The organism is Streptomyces sp. RLA123 (assembly GCF_056270165.1).
In genome coordinates, this window is sequence record NZ_JBWDOR010000003.1 from 7776613 (window position 1) to 7793823 (window position 17211).

General features: G+C 70.4%; 18 protein-coding genes. 6 read left to right on the forward strand and 12 right to left on the reverse strand.

The window, feature by feature from the left end; translation table 11 throughout:
* Window positions 1–141: 141 nt before the first annotated feature.
* Entirely contained in the window at window positions 142–1248 is a 1107-nt protein-coding gene (locus RV983_RS35555) for a ricin-type beta-trefoil lectin domain protein (RefSeq protein WP_475989829.1), read from the reverse strand.
* A 576-nt stretch (window positions 1249–1824) separates the two neighbouring features.
* Between RV983_RS35555 and RV983_RS35560 the strand changes: the two genes are divergently transcribed.
* The 3 genes from RV983_RS35560 to RV983_RS35570 all read left to right on the forward strand — a co-directional run bounded on the left by RV983_RS35560 (window position 1825) and on the right by RV983_RS35570 (window position 4124).
* Window positions 1825–2505, forward strand: a complete 681-nt coding sequence (locus RV983_RS35560; protein ID WP_475989830.1) for a response regulator — start codon at window positions 1825–1827, stop codon at window positions 2503–2505.
* Between the two features lie 293 nt (window positions 2506–2798).
* Window positions 2799–3539: an SOS response-associated peptidase gene (locus RV983_RS35565; RefSeq protein ID WP_475989831.1), complete on the forward strand. Its 741-nt coding sequence runs from the start codon at window positions 2799–2801 to the stop codon at window positions 3537–3539.
* 63 nt (window positions 3540–3602) lie between these two features.
* Complete coding sequence (locus tag RV983_RS35570) at window positions 3603–4124, forward strand: hypothetical protein (protein ID WP_475989832.1); 522 nt, start codon at window positions 3603–3605, stop codon at window positions 4122–4124.
* An 84-nt stretch (window positions 4125–4208) separates the two neighbouring features.
* On the opposite strand, the gene RV983_RS35575 is transcribed toward RV983_RS35570, so the two are convergent.
* The 7 genes from RV983_RS35575 to ligA all read right to left on the reverse strand — a co-directional run bounded on the left by RV983_RS35575 (window position 4209) and on the right by ligA (window position 12173).
* Window positions 4209–4577: an SH3 domain-containing protein gene (locus RV983_RS35575; RefSeq protein ID WP_475989833.1), complete on the reverse strand. Its 369-nt coding sequence runs from the start codon at window positions 4575–4577 to the stop codon at window positions 4209–4211.
* Window positions 4578–4596: 19 nt separating this feature from the next.
* Window positions 4597–5076, reverse strand: coding sequence for a hypothetical protein (locus tag RV983_RS35580; protein WP_475989834.1), 480 nt, complete (start codon window positions 5074–5076; stop codon window positions 4597–4599).
* A gap of 541 nt (window positions 5077–5617) precedes the next feature.
* Window positions 5618–7876 carry an outer membrane protein assembly factor BamB family protein gene (locus tag RV983_RS35585; protein WP_475989835.1) on the reverse strand — a complete coding sequence of 753 codons (2259 nt, stop codon included), beginning with the start codon at window positions 7874–7876 and terminating at the stop codon, window positions 5618–5620.
* Between the two features lie 223 nt (window positions 7877–8099).
* Complete coding sequence (locus RV983_RS35590; protein WP_475989836.1) at window positions 8100–8636, reverse strand: NUDIX hydrolase family protein; 537 nt, start codon at window positions 8634–8636, stop codon at window positions 8100–8102.
* 189 nt (window positions 8637–8825) lie between these two features.
* The gene (locus tag RV983_RS35595) at window positions 8826–9356 is read right to left on the reverse strand and encodes a hypothetical protein (protein WP_475989837.1); all 531 of its coding nucleotides are present in this window, start codon (window positions 9354–9356) and stop codon (window positions 8826–8828) included.
* Window positions 9357–9526: 170 nt separating this feature from the next.
* A complete protein-coding gene (locus tag RV983_RS35600; protein ID WP_475989838.1) occupies window positions 9527–10000 on the reverse strand; it encodes a carboxymuconolactone decarboxylase family protein in 474 nt (157 codons plus the stop codon).
* Window positions 10001–10151: 151 nt separating this feature from the next.
* Window positions 10152–12173, reverse strand: a complete 2022-nt coding sequence (gene ligA / locus RV983_RS35605; RefSeq protein ID WP_475989839.1) for an NAD-dependent DNA ligase LigA — start codon at window positions 12171–12173, stop codon at window positions 10152–10154.
* A gap of 283 nt (window positions 12174–12456) precedes the next feature.
* Between ligA and RV983_RS35610 the strand changes: the two genes are divergently transcribed.
* Window positions 12457–13458 carry an acyl-CoA desaturase gene (locus tag RV983_RS35610; RefSeq protein ID WP_475989840.1) on the forward strand — a complete coding sequence of 334 codons (1002 nt, stop codon included), beginning with the start codon at window positions 12457–12459 and terminating at the stop codon, window positions 13456–13458.
* A gap of 103 nt (window positions 13459–13561) precedes the next feature.
* Here RV983_RS35610 and RV983_RS35615 read toward each other — a convergent pair whose 3' ends face one another.
* Window positions 13562–13978, reverse strand: a complete 417-nt coding sequence (locus tag RV983_RS35615; protein WP_475989841.1) for an SdiA-regulated/phytase-like domain-containing protein — start codon at window positions 13976–13978, stop codon at window positions 13562–13564.
* Window positions 13979–14235: 257 nt separating this feature from the next.
* On the opposite strand from RV983_RS35615, the gene RV983_RS35620 reads away from it, so the two are divergent.
* Together RV983_RS35620 and RV983_RS35625 are read left to right on the forward strand one after the other, a co-directional pair.
* Window positions 14236–14574: a YciI family protein gene (locus RV983_RS35620; RefSeq protein WP_475989842.1), complete on the forward strand. Its 339-nt coding sequence runs from the start codon at window positions 14236–14238 to the stop codon at window positions 14572–14574.
* A 172-nt stretch (window positions 14575–14746) separates the two neighbouring features.
* Window positions 14747–15190 carry an SRPBCC family protein gene (locus RV983_RS35625; RefSeq protein WP_475989843.1) on the forward strand — a complete coding sequence of 148 codons (444 nt, stop codon included), beginning with the start codon at window positions 14747–14749 and terminating at the stop codon, window positions 15188–15190.
* A 91-nt stretch (window positions 15191–15281) separates the two neighbouring features.
* Here RV983_RS35625 and RV983_RS35630 read toward each other — a convergent pair whose 3' ends face one another.
* The 3 genes from RV983_RS35630 to RV983_RS35640 all read right to left on the reverse strand — a co-directional run bounded on the left by RV983_RS35630 (window position 15282) and on the right by RV983_RS35640 (window position 17203).
* Window positions 15282–15824, reverse strand: a complete 543-nt coding sequence (locus RV983_RS35630) for an EF-hand domain-containing protein (protein WP_475989844.1) — start codon at window positions 15822–15824, stop codon at window positions 15282–15284.
* Between the two features lie 125 nt (window positions 15825–15949).
* Entirely contained in the window at window positions 15950–16504 is a 555-nt protein-coding gene (locus RV983_RS35635; protein ID WP_475989845.1) for an MFS transporter, read from the reverse strand.
* Between the two features lie 129 nt (window positions 16505–16633).
* Complete coding sequence (locus tag RV983_RS35640; protein ID WP_475989846.1) at window positions 16634–17203, reverse strand: GNAT family N-acetyltransferase; 570 nt, start codon at window positions 17201–17203, stop codon at window positions 16634–16636.
* Window positions 17204–17211 lie beyond the last annotated feature (8 nt).

The following is a 17211-nucleotide window of genomic DNA, read 5'->3' on the forward strand; positions in this document are numbered from 1 at the left end:
CTCCGTACGCAGGGCCTCCCGGGGTGCTCGACGACCCCGAGCCGCACGGGAGGCCCTACTGGTGACGCGTGTCCGGCCGGAGGGCCGCCCGGCCGGCGGGCGGCATGCGAAGCCCGGCAGGTTCTCTGCCCTGAAATAACGTCAGGAGGGCAGTGCCCACTGCTGGTTGGCGGAGCCGGCACAGCTCCAGATCTGCAGGCGGGTTCCGTTGGCCGAGCTCGGCCCGGTGGCGTCCAGGCACTTGCCGGACTGCGGGTTCACCAGCGTGCTGCCGGACTTCTGCCAGACCTGCGACCCGGTGCCGTTGCAGTCGTACAGGTCCACCTTGGTGCCGTTGGCGGTGCCGGCGGCGACCACGTCCATGCACTTGCCGAGCGCCCGCAAGGTGCCGTCACTGCCGACGGTCCAGTTCTGGGCGCCGGTGCCGTTGCAGTCGTAGAGCTGGACCGCGGTGCCGTTGGTGGTGGCCGCGCCTGCGATGTCCACGCACTTGCCGGCGTACCCGGAACGGATCGGCCCGGTGCCGCCGGGGGGAGGCGTGGTGCCGCCGACCCAGGTGGTGGCCGCGGACGAGCCCACGTTGTCGATCGCGGTGTTGCTCTCGATCGGGCCGGCCACCTTTCCGGGGAACACGATGAACGTCACGGGGCCCGCGGTGCCGCCGGTGGCGGGGTTGGGGTCGATGCCGAGCGCCGTGGCCAGCGCGTACGAACCCTCGCCGATGATGTTGTCCGGGCCCTCGTCGGCGAAGGTGGCGTAGACGACGTTGCCGTTGTAGACCACGGCCGCCACGCTGCCCGGCGAGATGCCCGCGGACTGGTAGTTGAAGCGGCTGCTCGGCAGCGGCACGACGTAGTAGTGGGTGGTCTCCGAGGTGAAGGACTGACCGGTGGAGGTCTCGAAGGACGTCTGCGGCTGGTACCAGGGGTCGGTCGCCGCGTTGCAGTGCGTCGTGCCGATGCCGTCGCAGTCGATGTCCATGTCCGACGTCCAGGTGTACGCGGAACCGTTCTTGCAGATCTGCACGGTCGCGGCTTCGCCGTCGTCGGTGGCGTATTTGCCGTTCGAGGCCGGTGTACAGCTCTGTGCCTTGGCCAGCAGCTGGGCCGCGGTCGGGCCCGCGGCCGCCACGGCCTGCGCGGCTCCGGCGGCGTTCGATGCGGTCGCGCCGACGCCGACCGTCGCGGTCAGCGTGGCCGCGGCGACGCCGAGGGCCGCGAGGCCCAGCCGAAAACGAGTACGCGTCATGGGTCACCTCTTCCGATCGTTGGAGAAAGTCCGAACGTGTGGGACAGGGGTGGCCACCGGATTGAAAGGAAACCTTACTGTCGCATACCTGTCAATGCTCGGAACATGGAACTCCGGCGTCCGCGTTGTGCGTGTCTGTACACCTTGAGACGTTTCAGTCAGACGAAGGGGTCGAGTGCATGCCCTTCGGTAACCTCGATCGAGTGAACCTATGCTTACTGATGAATGAATGATTGCCGTACGCGGATTGATCGGGAGTGTTGCGGTGGGGGCACGAGGGGGTCGGGCCGCGCTGTGCGGCCGGGGCCGGCGGCGCGGGGGTGCCGATGGGGCAGGCGGGACAAGCGGGTTAGGTGGTGAGGAGGGGCAAGGCGTTGATCGCGCCGGTGGTATGACGACGGGAGGAGCACTTCCTGTTCGGGGCGGTCCTGGTGGGTCGCGCCGCTGCCGGGCGGTTGAGCGTGTCGCAGGTCACCGAGGCGTCAGGGGAGGCGTGTTGGGCGACCCGGCGATGCCGGCGCCGCGATATCCGGTCTCCGGCGGACATGCCGAGTTGCCCCGGCTCAGGAGGTCCTCGTGATCCGGATACTTGTCGTCGAGGACGACGAGGCGATCAGCGAAGCCCTGTCCCTCGTGCTGCGCATGGAGGGATTCGACGTTGCCGTCGCGGACACCGGCCCGGACGCGCTGAGCCAGTTCGGCAGCGACGGCGCCGATATGATCCTCCTGGACTGGATTCTCCCGGAATTCCCGGGACTCGAGGTCTGCCGCAGACTTCGTCAGACCTCGAATGTGCCAGTGATCATGGTCACCGCCAAGGACAGTGAGATAGACAAGGTCGTGGCACTGGAAATGGGCGCGGACGACTACGTCACCAAGCCGTTCTCCAGTCGCGAACTCATTGCCCGCATCCGCGCCGTGCTGCGTGGCCGAGGCAAACTGGAGCAGGTCCACGAGAACGTTCTCGAGGCGGGGCCTGTCCGGATGGACGTCGAACAGCACCTCACCGTGGTCAACGGAAAGGAGCTCTACTTTCCGTTGAAGGAGTTCGACCTCCTGCGTTTTCTGTTGCAGAACGTCGGACGCGTTCTCACCAAGCAGCAGATCCTGGACCAGGTGTGGGGTGCGGACCATTTCGGCGACGGCAAGACCGTCGATGTCCACATGCGGCGCCTGCGCGTCAAGATCGAGTCGGACCCGGGAAGGCCGCGGCATCTCCTCACCGTCCGAGGGGTCGGCTACAAGTTCCAGAAATGAACGCCGGCTCGCGGGAGGCGTCCTGCAGTGTGACGCCTCCCGCAACCTCGCCATCGAGTTCGCCTGCCACGAGGCTCTGCCCACCCTGCCGTCCAGCGAAGGTCTGCTCGACACACCCGCCGGCCGGGAGCTGATCAGGCACTGTGAGGACTTCGGCGCCGAAGTGGTCGGGGCACCGCGGTGGTTGAACACGACCGGGTACTGACCTGCCGACGTCGAACCGGCTTCCCGGACACGGGACCGCGGGCGCGCCTGCGTCCTTCGCTGTCCGAGCGTCGTGGCAGGGTGGGGGTATGTGCGGCCGCTACGTCTCGACACGACGTCCCGAAGACCTGGTCCAGCAGTTCCAGGTCACCGAGTGGAACCCGGAAGCCCTGGTGGCGCCGAACTGGAACGTGGCGCCGACCAATGACGTGTGGGCCGTCCTGGAGGGCGTAGACCGGGGGACCGGTGTGCTGGAGCGGCAGTTGCGGGCGCTGCGGTGGGGGCTGGTGCCGTCCTGGGCGAAGGGCCTGAGCGTCGGCTCCAAGATGATCAACGCGCGGGTGGAGACGGTGCACGAGAAGCCCGCCTACCGCCGGGCCTTCGCCAAGCGCCGCTGCCTTCTGCCGGCCGACGGCTTCTACGAGTGGCAGGCCGTCCCGGCAACCGACACGACCAAGGCCCACAAGCAGCCGTACTTCATCAGCCCGGAGGGCGGGCACGGGCGCGGCATGGCTTTCGCGGGGCTGTACGAGTTCTGGCGCGACCGCGAGATCGCCGGAGACGACGAGCCCGGCGCGTGGTGGACGACCTGCACCATCATCACGACCGAGGCCACCGATGCCGCCGGCCGAGTCCATCCGCGGATGCCGCTGACCATCGGCGCCGCCGACTACGACGCCTGGCTGGACCCCGAGCACCAGGACCTCGACGAACTCCGCGCCCTTCTCACCGCCCCCGCCGACGGCCACCTGGCCACCCGCCCGGTCTCCACCGCGGTCAACAACGTCCGCAACAACGGGCCCCACCTGCTGGACGACGCCGCCTCCTGATCCCAAGGCGTCCTCCGGAGAGCGGTCTCCCGCGCGGTCCGACCGTGACCTGAATGGGAGGTCGTGGCAGGACGCATGCGGGCGGTTCACGGGTGGGACCCCGGCGCCTTTCCCAACGCCGGGCAGAGCAGCGGCGGATTGCGACACCCACTGCTGAACGTCTTGGGCGGGGGACTGTTCTTCCTCATCGGCGTGACGCTGCTGACCATGAGGGTGCGGGACACCCTTGAATTCCGGAACGGTGTGCACACGGTGGGAGTCGTCCGGGAGCGTGGCGAGTCCACCGGGAACAATCGCCTGTGGGTGGCCTTCACCACGGCGCGTGGGGAGGTCTCCGGCCGATTGCCCGCGACCACGAACGTGAAGATGCTCGGTGACGGCGACCGCATGGCCGTCGTCTACCAGGCTGATCATCCCGAGAGGGTCGTCGCTGAGCGTGACATCGGAAGCGAGGCGCTGTTGCTGCCGTCGGGCTTCACCGCTGTCGGCCTGGGACTTGCCGGCTACGGGAGCCTGACGCTGCGTTCCGAAAAGAAGCAACGGGTACGTGGCGACGCAGAGTCAGGGACCCTCGGCCGGGCCTGACGAAGGCCCGCGCACCGGCGCGGGCCAACGTCGTTGTCGTTCAAGGGCCGTGGCGTGCAACAGCCGGCCCGGGCGGTCGCCGGGTCAGAAGCCGCAGTACACGTTCGACCCGTTGTAGGGGAGCAGGGAGTCCTTCACCCACCCGAGGCGGTCGTCGTGCTGGTCGTACAGGAAGGTCCAGGTCCCGTTCTGGCCCGATGTCCAGCAGTAGTAGATCAGGACGTCCTGGTTGTCCGCCCAGCCGACGACCGAGCAGGCGGTACTGGAGCCATTGCGGATGTTCGCGCTGACGCCGGCCGGCATCCTGACGTCGGTGCCGTCGGCGATGATTCCCGACCGGCCGCAGGAGGCGTTCGCCGACGCCGCTCCTGCCGTGCCCACCACCAGCCCTGCCGGTACGGCGAGTACGCCGACCGCCAGTGCCGCCAGCTTTGCCCGTTGCGTGGTTCGCATCTCTCGTCCCCCTCGGTGCTCAGAAGCCGGACGGCGGCGTGACGTTGGTGCTGATCTTGCCGTACGTGGAGCTGGAGCCGTAGGCGATCCGGATGAAGATGTTCGTCGCCCGGCCGTTGAAGTTCGCGGTCTTCGTCGTCCAGACACCGTTGCACTCGCTGGCCTGCGCGCTGGCCCCGGTGGGTGACAGGATGACGTTCGACTGGGCGCAGACGCCGTCGGTCCGGGCGTCGAGCAGCTGGAACTTCACGGTCTGCCAGTAGGAGCCGTCGAAGATGTTCTTCCCCCACGTGACCGTGCAGCTCTGTGTCCGGGCGTGGGTGGCTCCCGCCGAGTCGTTGACGTACAGCGAGGCGCAGCTGACGGTCGACGTGCGGTCGCCGGTGTCGGCGGCGGCGGTGCTCGGCGCGATCGCGGCACCCGCGAACATCGTGGCCAGGGCGAGGCCGGAGGCGGCGGTAGCGGTGGCCAGAGATTTTCGCAGTGGACCTGCGTACATGGTTCCCCCTTGGTGATTGGCGCGTACAGTGATCAGTGACCCGTGGTTCAACCGGCAGGCGCGACTACGGCGGCCTCAGGGCCGCCGAGTCGAGCCTGTGTGCGAAGCGCCGCAAGCTTGTTCCAGACGCCACCGGACGGCAAGCGACCGTGTACCGCACATTGACGCGTTGTCATCACCGAAGCCCGTTCGGTCGGGCGTCACGCGGTGACCGGGTCCCGTCCCCGCTTCCCGCTGCCGCGCCCCGGATTCGTGTCGGCCGCGGCGACGCCGGACCGGGTGCGACGACCGGTGTCTCCGTCCCACGGAACCGTCCGGGCCCGTCGCCGAGCGCCCGCCCGCCCCTCCCCGCCGGAGCCTTCGGCGTCCGCTGCCGCCGCTCTCGCCGCGGCGCGGGGCGCCGAACTTGATGGCTCGTTCTCACCGCAGCGGCACGCGGCACGCGCCACGCCCGCGGCACGCGCGCCGGCCGGCTCGGGCCGGGGGGCCTGACGCTTCCGGGCCCGCCCCCGCAGGGGACGGGCCCGGACGTCACCTCGTGCTACGGCAGTTCGATGCCGGTCACCATGCCGTTCTGGTTGCCGACGACCAGGACGTCCCCGGCGATCGCCGGGGTGCTGAAGCAGTACACCAGGCTGTGCTGCAGCCGGCCCTGCGGGGTGCCGTCGTCCAGCTTGACCCCGAGCAGCTTGCCGTCCGCCGACTGGGCCCAGGCCACGCCGCCGGCGACGACCACTCCGGCGTTGAAGACGCGGACCGCCAGGTTGGTCTGCCAGCGCACCTTCCCGGTCGCCAGCTCGACGCGGGACATGACCCCGGTCTCCGTCGTGAACAGCGCGGTGCCGTCGCCGAGGATCAGCGCCGGCGCGTACATGGCACTGCCCGCCAGCTTCCAGCGCAGCGCACCGGTGGCCGCGTCCAGCCCCCAGGAGCTGGAGACCGAGCCGACGACCACGACGCCGTCGCCGACCGCGACCACGTTGTCCCAGCCGCTGTAGAGCGCGATGTGGTTCTCGGTGCCGGTGGCCATGGAGAACGACCACAGGGCCGCGCCGGTCACCGCGTCGTGGGCGCGGGCAAAGCCGTCGTCGGCCGCGGTGTAGACGCGGCTGCCGTCGCTCGCGGCACGTCCGGAGGAGAAGCCGCGGCCGGGCACCGACCAGAGGGCGCCTCCGCTCGCGGCGTCCAGCGCGAACAGCGTGCGGCCGGCCGAGACGAACACCCGCTCCTGGGCGCCGACTTCGGTCACCAGGGGAGCGCTCAGTACCGGAGCCCCGGCGTCGAAAGCCCACTTCTGGCGGCCGTCGGCGGCGTCGAGGGCGTAGAGCCGGTGGTCGGCCGACGGGACGAAGACCGTCCGGGAGTCGGCGTCGACCGCGGGCCGGCGGTAGACCGGTCCGACCTGCGCGTGCCACAGGCGGGTCGCGGAGGAGCGGTGCCGCGGACGCAGGGCCACCACGTCGCCGCTGCTGGACGCGACGACCGCGGTCTGCTCGTCGCCCGAGCCGAACGTGGCGATGCCGCCCTGGACCGAGCCGGGCAGCTGGTACTCCCAGCGGGCCTTCGGGTCGGCGTCGCCGCGCGCCACCTCGAACAGGGCGGTGTCCTCCCACCAGGTGCCGTCCGCCGCGGTCACCTGAAGGCGCAGCCGCTGGGTGCCGGGGACCACCGAGGAGACGTCCACGGTGCCTTCCCAACGCCGGTCCGAACCGGGTTCGGGGGCGAGGGGCTTCCAGACGGGGGTGGCGGCGCCGCCGAAGATCGTCTGCGGGTAGAGGTCGACGGCGACCTGGGCGGGGCGGGCATCCCCGTCCAGCCGGACGGACACCGGGAGCAGACCGGCGGCGACGGTGCCCAGGCGGACGCCGCGCGGGCGCTGCGGGCGGCCGAGGCCGTCGCCGGCCAGCGGCATGTCCGCGACGGGCACCTCGGTCTCGGTCCCGTCGGCGGCCACGTTGACCCGGCTCACCCGCAGCACGGGAGTGCCGTCGGCGGCCACGGTGCGCTCGACCCAGTAGTACAGGGCGCCGTTGCGCACCGCGTTGAGGCCGATCTGGGTGAGGCCGTTGAAGCGGCTCACGACCTCCTTGTGGATGTGGCCGGCGAAGATGCCGCGGACGTCGTAGTCGGCGAGCAGGTCGAGGACGGCCGGCTGGTCGTCGACGTAGTAGAAGGTGTTGCCCATCGGGAAGTGCTGGAAGAGCACCGCGGGCGTGCCCGGGCGCAGGCGCTTGAGGTCGGCCTCCAGCCACTCCAGGCCGCCGGGGCCGAAGTGCCCGGGCTCCTGCAGGACCTGGGTGGGGTCGAAACCGACGAAGTGCACGCCGCCCGCGTCGAAGGAGAAGGGCGACGGGCCGAAGTGGCTGTGGTACTGCTCCTTGGCGGACGGGTCCCACCGTACGTCGTGGTTGCCGGGGGAGTAGTGCATCTTGCCGTGGAGGGCCGCGGGCAGCACCTCGGCGTAGCGCTCGAACTCGTCGGGACGGCCCGTGTCGGTGATGTCGCCGCAGTGCAGGACGAGATCCGGGGTGCGGGCGGCGATCGAGGCCCACACCTGGGTCAGCCACACGGTCGTCTGCGGCGAGTCGACGTTCACGTGAGTGTCGGTCACGAGCGCGAAGCGCAGGGGCGCGTCGGGGGTGACGGACGGTGCGGCGTTCGCAGGCGCGGCACCCAGCAGGGAGGCGAGTCCGGCGGTCGCGAGCGTGCCGCCGGCGAGACCGAGGAACCCGCGGCGGCCGATGCCGGCGTGGTGGCAGGCGTCGTGCGTGGTGCCGGACGACTCAGGCAGATCAGACATGTAAGTCCCGATGGTGCGAGGCGCGAGTGCGCCAAGGTGCAAGATCGGGCACACGTTGGTCCGTCCCGGTAACACCGTCCTTGATGTAAATGGTCCTTACATGGAACATCGGATGTCCGGAGTGGGGCACCGGTCGGGGCAGTTGTTGCGCCCGCCGGGATCGGGGGGCGACGAAGCCGCCGCCCCCGGTACCCCCGGGGCCCCGTCCGGTTCGCCGCGGATGTCAGGAAAGGCAGCCGACGTGCGCCAGGGCCTGCTTGAGGAGAACTCCCTGGCCGCCCGGCATTTCCTGCTGGAGGTGGGGTGACGACGCTTCCTGGGGGGTGAACCAGACCAGGTCGAGAGCGTCCTGCCGCGGGTGGCAGTCGCCCACCACCGGGACGACATAGGCCAGGGAGACGGCGTGCTGCCGTGAGTCGTGGAAGTGGGTCACCCCGTGCGTCGGGAAGTACTCGGCGATGGTGAAGGGCTGGGGGGAGGCCGGGATCCGTGGCAGCGCCATCGGGCCGAGGTCCTTCTCCAAATGGCGGATGAGCGCCTCACGGACCCGCTCGTGGTGCAGGACCCTGCCGGAGACGAGAGCACGGCTGACGGTCCCGTCCGGCCCGATGCGGAGCAGGAGGCCGACGTGTGTGACTTCTCCGCTGTCGTCGACCCGGACGGGCACGGCGTCGACGTACAGGATCGGCATACGTGCGCGGGTCAGCTCCAGATCCTCGGGAGACAGCCAGCCGGGCGTGGTTTCGGTCTTGTCGGCCATCGGGTGATCGTACGTGGAGAACCGGCCGATCGGGGAGACTGTCGGCGTGCCGCGGTGCCCCGTGTATCGGCTGCCCAAATGAGGTGGTAGCCGTGCACCGAACGGCGTCGTCACGGGGAGGGGGACGGAGGCGTCCTTCTGGGCCGGCGTCAGCCGCCGTCGCCGGGGAACCGGACGTGTCGCCGCCGGCTATGCGGGAGGGGCGAAGGGGTTGTCGCCGGGTGCCAACGAGCCACCGTGCCATGCCGCCCGAGGCGGGGAGGGAGCCCAGTCCGGTCCGCGGTGATCGAGCCACCATCTGCCGATGGTGTGCAACTTCTCCTCGAAGTTCCGGTCCCAGCTGAAAAATCCGGTGACCGGTGCCCGCAGGCGGGTGCGCCGGCCGCCCGCTTCATGGATCACGACGAAGCGGGCGCCGAAGACCCACTCGGTCCCGATGGCCTGTATGCCGGCCCACGGGATGGTCCGACGGGACAGGTTGTGCACGACGGCTGCGGGCCGAGTGAGGGTGATCCCGAAGGGACGCGAGAAGACCGGCATCGCGAACGCCAGAACGATCAGCCCGATGAGAGGACCGGCCGGTCCTCCTTCCCACCAGATCAGGAGTTGAAAGAGCCCGCCGAGCAAGGTGACCGGCAACACGGGCAGTACGCGCTGGAGAAGCGTCAACCGGTAGCGGATGCGCTCCGGTGACACCGTCTTGTCCTGCGACTGCCCCACGGCGTCATCCCCCGACTGGCCGCGCGGCCGCAGCCGCGCATGATCGTCCCCGAAGTGTGGCGATCGTGCACCGCGTTGTCCATCCCCGCGGCTTGCCGGCCCCGTGCGCGCACACCCCGGGTACCGCTCCGCGAAGCGGTACCCGGGGTGTACGCCGACCCGCTGTGCCGTCAGTGGTACTGGCCGACCTGGTAGTCGCCGGCGGGCTGCTGGGTGATGACGTTTCCGCGGTTGAAGGCGTTGATGACGGCGATCTGGGTCACCAGGACGGCGAGCTGGTCCTCGTCGTAGTGCTTGGCCGCGTTGGCCCACACATCGTCCGGGACGCCGCCGGCCGCGTCCGCAATGCGGGTGCCCTGCTCCGTCAGCTCCAGCGCGGCGCGCTCGGCGTCGGTGAACACCGTGGCCTCGCGCCACACCGCGACCATGTTGAGGCGTACCGCGGTCTCGCCCGCCGCGGCGGCGTCCTTGGTGTGCATGTCGATGCATCCGGCGCAGCCGTTGATCTGACTGGCGCGGATGTTGACCAGTTCGCGCGTCGCGGCCGGCAGTGTCGATTCGGCGAGCGCCTGACCCGCGGCGATGATGTGCTTGATGGCCTTGGCCGCGACGGGGCTGGCCATGACGTTCAACCGGGCTTCCATGGTGCACTCCTGTGTCGTTGCTGGCGGTTACACCTCATGGACGGAACAGCCCGGCGGACTGTGACATGGACGCAGCTGACCCCCGTCTCAGGATGTGGCCGGTGGCCGGTGGCCGGTGGCCGGTGGCCCGGACGGCCGACGCGACGGCCGGTCAGGACAGGAAGTCGCCGAGGAGTTCGGCGAACTCCTGCTCGGCGAGCACCCGGACGTCCAGCTCCTTGGCCTTGGCGAGTTTCGAGCCGGCCTTCTCCCCGGCGACGAGCAGCGTGGTCTTCCTCGAGACGGTGCCCGACGAAGTGCCGCCGGCCGCGAGGATCAGATCGCTCACCTCGGTGCGGTTCTTTCCGGCCAATGCGCCCGTCATTCCGCCGGTGACGACCACGGTCTCGCCGGTCAGCGGACCTCCCGCGGCCACGGCGGGAGCGGGCGGCTCGGTCATGTTCACACCGGCCGTGACCAGCTTCTCGACGACCGGACCGAGTGCGGCGATGTGCGCGGCGATCTTCGGTGCGTTGGCGGCGGGGAGCTTCGGCACCCTGGCCAGCGTGTCGGCGTCCGCGGCGCGGATCGCGTCCATCGTGCCGAAGTACCGTGCGATCTCCCGGGACAGCGTGCGGCCGGTACGGACCACGCCGAGGGCGCAGAAGACACGGTTGAGGGGCTTGGTCCTGGCCGCCTCGATCTGTGCCAGCACGGTGTCGGCACGCTTCTCGCTCCTGGTCGCGTCGACCAGCTGCTCACGGCTGAGCGTGAACAGGTCGCCGACGTCGGCGACCGCTCCGCTGTCGGCCAGGGCCTCGATGTAGGTGGTGCCGAGGCCGTCGATGTCGAGCTGGTCGCGGCCCACGGCGTACCGCAGTGCGGCAAGCAGCCCGCAGCCGCCGCCCGTGCCGTCGGCGCATTCCCAGCGCTCACCGGAGGTGTCGATGTCGCCACCGCACTTCGGGCAGGCCTCGGGCAGCTCGATCGGTGTCTCCGCGCCGGTGCGGAGGTCCACCACGGGGGCCTCGACGCGGGGGATGATGTCCCCCGCCTTGAAGACGCTGACGGTGTCGCCGATCATCAGTCCGCTGTCGCGGATGAACCTGGGGTTGTGCAGTGTGGCGTAGCGGACGATGCTGCCGTCCACTTCCACGGGCTCGAGTTCGGCGCGCGGGGCGATGATCCCGGTGCGGCCGACGTTCCACTCGACGGCCAGGAGCTTCGTCCGGCGCTCCATGGCCGGAAGTTTGTAGGCCGTGGCCCAGTGGGGGTGGCGGGTGGCCAGACCGGCCTTCTCCTGCTCGGCGACGGCGTTGGCCTTGATGACGACGCCGTCGATGCCGAACGGCAGTTCGGCACGCAGGGCGGCTATCTGTTCGACGCGGCGCTGGACCTCCTCCAGCGTGGCGCACACCTGGAGCCCCACCGGCGTCGCCGAGGTGGTCTGCACCCCGGCCGCCGCCACCGCGGCCATCATGGCCTCGTGCGTGTCGCCCGCCAGGCCGACGACGCCGTAGGCGTAGAAGGTCGTCTCGATCACGTACGGACGGTCCTTCGCGCGAAGCGTCCCGGCGGTGCCGTTGCGCGGGTTGGAGAAGACCTTCGCGCCGTGGGCCTGACGCGTGGCGTTGGCCTTGTCGAACTGCTCCCGTGTGAGCAGGACTTCGCCACGGACCTCGAACGACACCGGCGATGCGAGCCGTGCGGGCAGACCCACGAGGGTGCCGATCGCGTGGGAGATGTCCTCGCCGTGCGTGCCGTCGCCCCGGGTCACGAGCCGAGTCAGCCGCCCGTCCACGTAGCGCGCGGCGATGGCCGCCCCGTCCAGCTTGGGTTCGGTGACGTAGCCGCCTTGCACCGGCCTGCCGAGCCGGCGTTCCACTGACGCGCCCCACTTGGTGAGGTCCTCGGCGCTGAAGACGTTGTCGAGCGAGAGCATGGGCACCACGTGCGCGACGTCGCCGGTCGGGGCCGCCCCACCGCCCACCTTGCCCGTGGGGGAGTCGGCCCGCACATGGTCCGGGTGCTCCTGCTCGTACACACGGATGCTGCCCGCCAGCAGATCGTAGCCGGCGTCGTCGAGGGGGCTCGTCCCGTCACGGTAGTAGGCGGCGCACGCCAGCAGAGCCGTGTCCACGGCGGAGTGGTAGTCGTCGCGCGAGGCCGGCGGTGCGGCGATCACTGTGGTCATGGGCTGCATCATGTCCCGGGGGTCTGACACTCGGTCCGCGCGCGGGTGGTGAGCGCACGGAAAACTGGGCAGGATGAGGCGATTGGAGCGTCACGAGGCTTGTCAAACGATTTTCGGTCCCGCGACGTTCACACCCTGGACATCGGCGACGACCTGCGAGGATGCCGCCTGGTGGGATTCTGTGCCGTGGGCCGGCGCGTGCGCTCGAACGCGCGCGCCGTCGCGCACGATCCCGTCGGTCCCGCATCACCCCCGAACTGGCTCGAACAACGGCGAGGAACCCATGAACCCGAGCGACGCTGAGCGCGCTGAACAGGCGGTCGCCGAACGCGACGCCGAGACCGCGGCCGGGGCCAAGCCGCTGCTCGACGCCCCGCAGTCGGCCGCGGCGGGGGTGGCGATGTGGCTCTTCGTCGTCGGCCCGCCGGTCGCCCTGATCGCCGTGGTGCCGTTCGTGTGGGGATGGGGCCTGTCCACCCTGGACGTCGGCATGGCGGTGGTCGCCTACCTCGTGTCCGGCTTCGGTCTCACGGTCGGTTTTCACCGCCTCTTCACGCACCGATCGTTCAAGGCGCGGCGCGGCCTGCGGATCGCCCTGGCCGTCGCGGGGTCGCTGGGGGTCGAGGGCTCGCCGGTCCAGTGGGTGGCGAACCACCGCCGCCACCACGCCTTCGCCGACCGCGAGGGTGACCCGCACTCGCCCTGGCGCTACGGGTCCGACACCCGCGCACTGCTCAAGGGCCTTCTGCACGCCCACATCGGCTGGATGCTGAAGCGCGAGCTGAGCAACCGCGCCCGGTTCGCGCCGGACATCGCCGCCGACCCCGACATGCGGCTCGTCGGCCGGCTCTTCGGACTGCTGACCGCCGTCTCTCTGCTGGTGCCCGCGCTGATCGGCGGGCTCGTCACCGGCACCTGGACCGGCGCGCTGACCGGGTTCTTCTGGGCCGGAGTGATCCGGATGGCGGTGCTGCACCACGTCACCTGGTCGGTCAACTCGGTCTGCCACGTCGCGGGCAACCGCCCGTTCGTCAGCCGGGACAAGGCCACCAACTTCTGGCCGCTCGCCCTGCTCTCCTTCGGTGAGAGCTGGCACAACTCGCATCACGCCGACCCCACGGGCGCGCGCCACGGCGTCCTGCCCGGCCAGCTCGACCCGTCGGCGCGCCTCATCTGGATCTTCGAGAAGCTGGGCTGGGTCCACGACGTGCGCTGGCCGAGGCCGGACCGTGTCAACGCCCGGCTGCTGTCCGGACCGGTCGGCTCGCACGAGCCCGCTGCCTGACATCTCGCGCGGCCGGTTCTCCACGATCCGCCCGGGCCCTTGGCGGCCGCAGGTCCGGCGGCCGCAGGTCCGGCCGCCGGAGGGATGATGACGGGACCGGCGGTCAGATGAACGCGCGCTTGTCGGCGTCCAGGCGGTGCGAGAGCCGGATGGTGATGAACGCGTTGTCGTCCGCCTTGCCCGCGGTGCGGCCGGACGAGAGCGGGACCACGTCCTCGATCGCGGTGAACGGGAAGCGGAAGGTCGTCCCGAAGCCGCCGAGGTCCTTGGGGTTCGCGATGTCCAGCAGGTCGGCAACCAGCGTCTTGTCCCTGGCTCCGTCGCCGTTGCGGTCGCGGGTGTCCGCCAGGTGGATGCGCGTGCCGGGCGTCGTCGCCGTGCCCGCCGGCGGCTCCGGGCGGTAGATCCATCGCTTGCCGGTGTACGGGCCCGCACGCGGGTCGAAGTCGTTGAAGCGCAGGTCGCCGGGGGTGTCGCCGTTGACCGTGCCCTCCATGCCCTCGAAGCCCTTGCTGCTCATGGTGGCGGGCTGCTCGCCGTTCAGATACGGGCTCTCCTGCGCCTTCGCACCGGCCGGCGGGATCGGGGCCCGCAGGAGGCGCCCGGCCGGCAGTGCTCGGTCCCGCCGCGCGGCTGCGGCCCTCTGCCGCCGTTGCCTTGCCGCTGCATCGGAACAGGAATGGACCCGCCAATCCGGCGAACCCTCCCGGGCGCAGCGTTGGGGCCGGTATAGGTTGAGAGGCGCCCGAAAGCGGCCGGCGGCCCAGGGAGCCATCCATGACGCGGTACCTGATCTCGTTCGATGACGGTGCGATGAACCTCACCGAGGAGGAGTTGTACGAGGCGGCCGAGGCCTCGCACGCGGTGGTGCGGGAGGCCCAGGACGCCGCTGTGTGGGTCTTCGGCGGTGGACTGGAAAGGCAGCGGGCGAGCGTCGTGGCCGCCGACGGGGCCGTCACCGACGGCCCGTATCCGGAGACCAAGGCGGTGCTGGGCGGGTTCTCGGTCATCGATGTGCCCTCCCGTGAGGACGCGCTGAAGTGGGCTGCCAAGATCGCTGCCGCGTGCCGCTGCGTGCAAGAGGTCCGGGAGATCATGGCCGACCCGGCCGTCTGATCGAAGACGACCTGTCGCGGTGGGGCGGCGTGATCCGACGGACGAGGCGTCGGCGGTACTCGAGGCGTTGCGCCGAGTGCCTGCTCAGGGCAGGACCCGGGACCGATGACTTTTGGGGCCGGCTCGCGTCTACCGTGCGACAACCTGACAAGAACGAGACAGGGAGCATGAGATGACCACGGAACAGACGGCGGCCGAGGGTTTCGCCTACACGTTGGAGCGGACGCTGGAGGCTCCGGTGGCGGCGGTGTGGACCGCCTGGACCACCGCGGAGTCCTACGCACAGTGGGCCTACGCCGTTCCCGGATCCGTCGAGATGGACGTGCGGCCGGGTGGGACGTGGAAGGCGACGGTGGTCACCCCGGACGGTGGGCAGTTCCCGTTGACCGGCTCGTACGCCGAGGTGGACGAGAACCGGCGGCTGGTGGTCGGCATGGACGTTCCCGGGGAGGACGAGCCGGCGCTCATGACCGTGGAACTCGCCGAACAGAGTGCCCGGCGGACCCGCATCGTGGTGACCCAGAGCTGCGACACCGCCGACAAGCGCGACCTCGCGGAGCAGGGCACCACCATGCTCCTGGACAGCCTGACTGGCTTCCTCAAGACCGTGAACTGACCCCCCCCGTAAACCCCGTCGGGGCCGGACCGCTCTCTCCCAGGTGAAGCAGCGGTACGGCCCCGACGCGGGGCAATCGGCCGGTGGATGCCTAGCCGGTCGGGATCCGGCCGCAGAGCCAGTTGCCCGGTTCCACCGGGTTGTCGCTGATCCAGAACTGGCGCCACAGCAGGGCGAACTCCTCGCGGCTCAGGTGGCCGTCGCCGTTCAGGTCGAGCAGTTCGAAGATGCCCGCCATCTCCACGGGCCGCCCGTTCCAGGTCTCGACGAGCCGGTGGTGCTCCTCCGGTGAGATGCGGCCGTCGCCATTGGCGTCCACGGCGTCGAAGACGGTGTCCGCCGTGGCGGTCACGTCCGCGGTCATCGCGGGCAACCTGTCGACCAGCGACAGCAGTTCCTGCATGTCGACAGCGCCGTCGCCGTTGGCGTCACCGACTTCCAGCAGCGCCGCCCACCACCCCATCAACAGCGTTTCGACTCGCGTTCGCAGCTCGGTACCGGGGCCCACGCCCGGCAGCCGGCTCCAACGCTCGACGAGCGCCCTGAAGTCCTCCTCGCGCAGATAGCCGTCGCTGTCCGCGTCGAACGCGGCGAACATCCCCTTGAGCTTGCGCTCCTGAAACCCACTGGCCACGAGCGGCCTCCTTCGACGCCGAACCGAACCGTCACTCGCCGGCGACCGCCCAGGAAGATGGCGGGCACATGAAAACTGTAGGCCGCGACGCGCTTCGGCCTCCACGAGCACGTGTGCACGAACGATCACTCACAGGCGTTGCGGGGAACGGTGACGCGCGACGGCGCACCAGTCCCGGAGAGCCTCAGGGCGACGGCGCCGGCGGGGACGATGGCGATCGTCAGCACACCGCAGCCGACGAGGATTGTGGGGGTGCTCGTCCGGTCGAGGAGAAGGCCTCCGAGCGCCGCACCCGTGGGCGAGGCCGTCAGGAGCACGGCGCCGCGTGCGGCCAGGACCGTGGTGAGCGAGCCGGCGGGTACGCGGTCCTGGACCAGGGTGAAGGCGAACGGGAGCATGCCGACGCCGTGGCCCGCGATGATGCCCAGCATCGCGGGCCACAAGGGAAGACGTCTGGCCGCGCCCAGCGCGAGAGCCCCGATGACGGCTCCGATTCCGAAGGCCGCCGAGTAGGAGCCGAGCAGCCCCGCGCCGGAGTCGAGGTCGCCGGATACGAACAGGGGAGGGGCGACCTCGACGGGGCCGAAGACGAGGTTGAACACCCAGGTCACGAGGAGCAGGCCGAGGAGTTCCGGTTGTCGCCACAGGATGCCCGGCCCACGCGTGGTGGCGGCGGTCACTGGCGCAGCTTCCGGCCCTGGTGCCGGTGACCCGCGGAGGATGGTGCGGCCCGCGAGTGCGTACCGCTCGACGCCCCGGATGCGACCTCGCGGTGAGCCGCGATGTCCGGAGGGGGGCCCGCACCCCTGTCACAGGGGCAGGGAGAACCGGCGGCACACGTGGACGCGAGCGAACTCGCTCCGCAGCCGTGCCGCGTCGGCGAGCGCCGCGTGCGAGAAGGAGGCCATCGGGATCAGGCCTGGGCGACGTTCGGTGATGGCGCGGTCGGGTTCCCCGCGGTCGGTGTAGTAGCTGGCGTAGACATGCAGATAGTGGTCGCTCTCGACGAAGCCCGTGGCGCGATACCAGCGCAGCGTCTCCTCGTCGTCCCGCGTCCACGCGTCCAGGGTCGAAGCGCCCGCTCGGCGGGCCTGGTCGCGGGTCAGCCCGAGCAGCCCCCGCCCGAGCCCCCGGCGCCGGTGGTCGGGGTGGATCGCCACGGTGGCGATGGTCGCCAGCTCGCCTTCGACGGTGGTGTCCATGATCCCGACGACGGAGCCGGCGCCGTCCACCACGACGAGATCCAGGGCGGGAAGCGCGGAGGCGCGCTTGGAGGGCTGGACGTCGTCGAAGTAGGCCGTGCCCAGGAAGGACAGCACCCGGCAGCGCAGCCAGGAAGTCTGGTCAGCAGGGGTGTACGCGCGGACGGTGTAGGTCACATCGGTTC

What these genes read in the sequence shown, in the direction of transcription:
- RV983_RS35555 (WP_475989829.1), bottom strand. Translation starts at nt 1,248, where the DNA reads ATGACGCGTACTCGTTTTCGGCTGGGCCTCGCGGCCCTCGGCGTCGCC.
- RV983_RS35565 (WP_475989831.1), top strand. Translation starts at nt 2,799, where the DNA reads ATGTGCGGCCGCTACGTCTCGACACGACGTCCCGAAGACCTGGTCCAG.
- RV983_RS35575 (WP_475989833.1), bottom strand. Translation starts at nt 4,577, where the DNA reads ATGCGAACCACGCAACGGGCAAAGCTGGCGGCACTGGCGGTCGGCGTA.
- RV983_RS35580 (WP_475989834.1), bottom strand. Translation starts at nt 5,076, where the DNA reads ATGTACGCAGGTCCACTGCGAAAATCTCTGGCCACCGCTACCGCCGCC.
- RV983_RS35585 (WP_475989835.1), bottom strand. Translation starts at nt 7,876, where the DNA reads ATGTCTGATCTGCCTGAGTCGTCCGGCACCACGCACGACGCCTGCCAC.
- RV983_RS35590 (WP_475989836.1), bottom strand. Translation starts at nt 8,636, where the DNA reads ATGGCCGACAAGACCGAAACCACGCCCGGCTGGCTGTCTCCCGAGGAT.
- RV983_RS35600 (WP_475989838.1), bottom strand. Translation starts at nt 10,000, where the DNA reads ATGGAAGCCCGGTTGAACGTCATGGCCAGCCCCGTCGCGGCCAAGGCC.
- ligA (WP_475989839.1), bottom strand. Translation starts at nt 12,173, where the DNA reads ATGACCACAGTGATCGCCGCACCGCCGGCCTCGCGCGACGACTACCAC.
- RV983_RS35610 (WP_475989840.1), top strand. Translation starts at nt 12,457, where the DNA reads ATGAACCCGAGCGACGCTGAGCGCGCTGAACAGGCGGTCGCCGAACGC.
- RV983_RS35615 (WP_475989841.1), bottom strand. Translation starts at nt 13,978, where the DNA reads ATGAGCAGCAAGGGCTTCGAGGGCATGGAGGGCACGGTCAACGGCGAC.
- RV983_RS35620 (WP_475989842.1), top strand. Translation starts at nt 14,236, where the DNA reads ATGACGCGGTACCTGATCTCGTTCGATGACGGTGCGATGAACCTCACC.
- RV983_RS35625 (WP_475989843.1), top strand. Translation starts at nt 14,747, where the DNA reads ATGACCACGGAACAGACGGCGGCCGAGGGTTTCGCCTACACGTTGGAG.